This is a genomic window from Peribacillus psychrosaccharolyticus ATCC 23296 (assembly GCF_000305495.1).
GTDB lineage: Bacteria > Bacillota > Bacilli > Bacillales > DSM-1321 > Peribacillus > Peribacillus psychrosaccharolyticus.
Window position 1 is genome coordinate 1 of record NZ_AJTN02000081.1, and the last position, 3,179, is coordinate 3,179.

At 38.3% G+C, this 3,179-nt stretch carries 4 protein-coding genes; 1 reads left to right on the top strand and 3 read right to left on the bottom strand.

The window, feature by feature from the left end:
• Positions 1 to 726: type I methionyl aminopeptidase (gene map / locus WYK_RS05950; protein ID WP_040373646.1), on the bottom strand; the 726-nt coding region annotated here is incomplete at its 3' end.
• Between the two features lie 137 nt (positions 727 to 863).
• Entirely contained in the window at positions 864 to 1,382 is a 519-nt protein-coding gene (locus WYK_RS05955; protein WP_040373647.1) for a type 1 glutamine amidotransferase domain-containing protein, read from the bottom strand.
• Between the two features lie 276 nt (positions 1,383 to 1,658).
• Between WYK_RS05955 and WYK_RS05960 the strand changes: the two genes are divergently transcribed.
• Positions 1,659 to 2,849 (top strand): MFS transporter, encoded by a 1,191-nt coding sequence (locus WYK_RS05960; protein WP_040373648.1) that lies wholly within the window; start codon positions 1,659 to 1,661, stop codon positions 2,847 to 2,849.
• Between the two features lie 120 nt (positions 2,850 to 2,969).
• Here WYK_RS05960 and WYK_RS23810 read toward each other — a convergent pair.
• Positions 2,970 to 3,179 (bottom strand): late competence development ComFB family protein (locus tag WYK_RS23810; RefSeq protein WP_081704787.1); only part of this gene is annotated, 210 nt, incomplete at its 5' end.

The window sequence follows — 3,179 nt, forward strand, 5'->3', positions numbered from 1 at the left end:
CGGACCATCTTTCATAATGGCAATAGTATGCTCATATTGCGCAGAATATCCTCCGTCTGCAGTTGAAGCTGTCCAACCATTTGGGTTTCGTATTGCTTTAAAGGTTCCGACATTTACCATTGGTTCAATAGTAAAGACCATTCCTTCTTTTAGGCGGAGACCTTTATTCGGCAGTCCGTAATGTGGAACTTCGGGACTTTCATGAATCACTGTTCCTATTCCATGACCAATAAAATCACGAACAACTGAGAAGCCTTCAGGCTCAACATAGGATTGAATGGCATGACCAATGTCGCCAATCCGATTCCCTGGAACTGCCTGAGCAATTGCTCTATACAGCGATTCCTTCGTTACATGTAATAAATGATCGATTTCTTTTGAAACATTTCCTGCCTTATACGTCCAAGCAGAATCCGAAAGAGCACCATTATAGTTGACTACCATATCAATGGTTACAATGTCTCCGCTCTTCAAAGGGGTTTTCCTTGGGTACCCATGACAAATCTCTTCATTTATACTTGCACACGTTGCATACTTATAGCCTTTATATCCTTTTTGCTCCGGTTTTGCACCGTGCTTTTTTAAATATTCTTCAACAAATTCTTCTATTTCCCAAGTAGTTACACCCGGTTGAATTAACTTCGCTATTTCTTTATGTGTTGCAGCAAGCAGCTTGCCTGATTCATGCATCGCTTCAATCTCACGTTCTGATTTTAATACAATCACACCTGACACTTCCTTTTTCAATGAGCTATCTCTATTTTACTTTAAAAATGAGTAGATATGAATATGAGTTTAAATTAAACGTTTCATCCCTTAATACGCAAAAAAAACCCGGAGATCCGGGTTTATTCTACTTTTTCTTATACTTCAAGAAGTTTTAGTGATTCACGGTTAAAGGCAGGCAGATCATCCGGAGTTCGGCTAGTAACGAGTTGGTTCCCGCAAACAACTACTTCCTTATCCGCAAACTTGACTCCTGCATTTTCTAAATCCACTTTAATCGATGTAAATCCTGTTGCATCACGGCCCTCAAGCGCTTTTGCCGTAATCAGCAGCTGTGGTCCATGACAGATAGCAAAAACGGGTTTCTTTTCATCCATAAATGCTTTTGTAAAGGCAACAAATCGATCATCTGCACGAAGTTGATCAGGAGAAAAGCCTCCAGGAATTAGTAATGCATCGAAGTCAGCTGGGTTCACTGAATCAATAGATTTATCAATTTTCACTTCTGTTTTATCTGTTTTACCTACTACTATTTTTCCAGCTTCTTTCTCAATGGTTATCACCGTATGTCCTGCTTCTTTATATGCTTTTACAGGCTCTGTATATTCTGAATCCTCAAAGTCATTGGTTATTACACAAGCAATTTTTTTACTCATATCTAATCCTCTCCTTCTAATAATTATTGTTTCTCTTACTTCTATTTTTCCCGGTTTTCCTAGCTTTAAACATCTTATATTGATGTGCATTAATTAATCTAGCAAACTAAAAGAAATAATTAGATAAGGGAAATCCAAAAAAAATTTCTTTTCAAATCCCTTACTTTCATATATAGTTAGTACAACAATTATTTTAATTAAAGATATAAATCAGCGATGAATTTTATTCAGACAGGAGTAGTCCTATTCGCTAGAGATGACTTGGAGATGATATATATGCAAAAGAAACCGCTTTGGACGAAGGATTTCATCAGCGTCTCACTAAGCAGTTTTTTTATTTTTTTCACATTTTACGTGCTTCTAACAACTCTTCCCATTTTTGTTGTTGATCATTTAGAAGGTTCTGAAGCACAAATTGGCCTTGTTGTTACGGTCTTCTTAATCTCTGCTGTAATCTGCAGACCGTTTACAGGAAAATGGATTGAGGACTTTGGTCGAAAAAAAATGCTTTATTTTTCACTTACTATCTTTTTATTATCTGCCGTATTCTATATGGGTATAAAAAGTTTTCCTCTGCTTTTATTATTACGTTTCATCCATGGTATCGGCTTTGGTATGGCCACAACGGTTTTAGGTACGATTGTAGCCGATTTAGTCCCAGATGAACGTCGCGGCGAGGGAATGGGATATTATTCAATGTCCATGAATCTAGCTATGGTAGCTGGACCATTTATAGGAATTATGATTGCCACTAAAACGACATTCACCATTTTGTTTATCATTTGCGGTATAGCCGCGTTTCTTGCCTTCATTCTTGGTTTCTTCGCTAAATTCCCTGATCAGGTAGAAGGACCCGTTAAAGTGAAAGAAAAAATGTCATTTAAATCGCTTTTTGAAGTGTCTACACTCCGTATTGCTGCCATTGCAGGAATTCTTTCATTTTCCTATGCAGGACTAATGGCTTTTATTTCTGTTTATGCTAAGCAGCTCGGTCTCGTGGAAGCTGCTAGTTTCTTCTTTGTTGTCTACGCTGTAACAATGATTGCTGCCCGTCCCTTTACTGGCCGGTGGTTTGATATAAAAGGCGAGAATGTTATTATCTATCCAGGTATGATCATTTTTGCAATTGGACTGATTCTACTAAGCCAGGTTCAATCAGCTGGATTGTTATTATTATCGGGCGCAATTATCGGGCTAGGTTACGGAAGCTTGACACCCAGCTTTCAAACCGTTGCAATTAATCAAGCTGCCCCTCACAGACGCGGTGCAGCCACAGCCACATTCTTCACACTATTTGATGGAGGATTTGCCTTAGGCTCTTTTACAATGGGATTATTTGCAGCTTCGGTCGGTTATGCCAAACTTTATCTTTATTGCGGTATCCTCGTGGTTCTTACTCTTCCACTCTACTATTTTCTGCATGGAAGATATTCTAGTCAAAGACAAAAACGTAAATTTGATAATTAAAATCTATCACGTCACAAAAGATGGCTGTCGACCTACTTACAGGTCGCAGCCATCTTTTTTATCTTATGGGGAAATAAAAAAACTGTCGAGAAACTCGACAGCTCAGGGAGTACGTCATTATTAGTCATGCTTAGGATATTTCCCTACAACATGGATGGCGCTAATAATCCTTTTGTTAATCCATGACCGGTTTTCTACCGTATTTAAACGATCGAACACAATTTTTCTGCCGGTCTCTGTTGTTGCATAATGGTTTGGAAGATTATTAAGGCTGAGCACAATAATATCGCTCTTGCATTTCCCACATTTACAAAACGTCTGATAATCAGG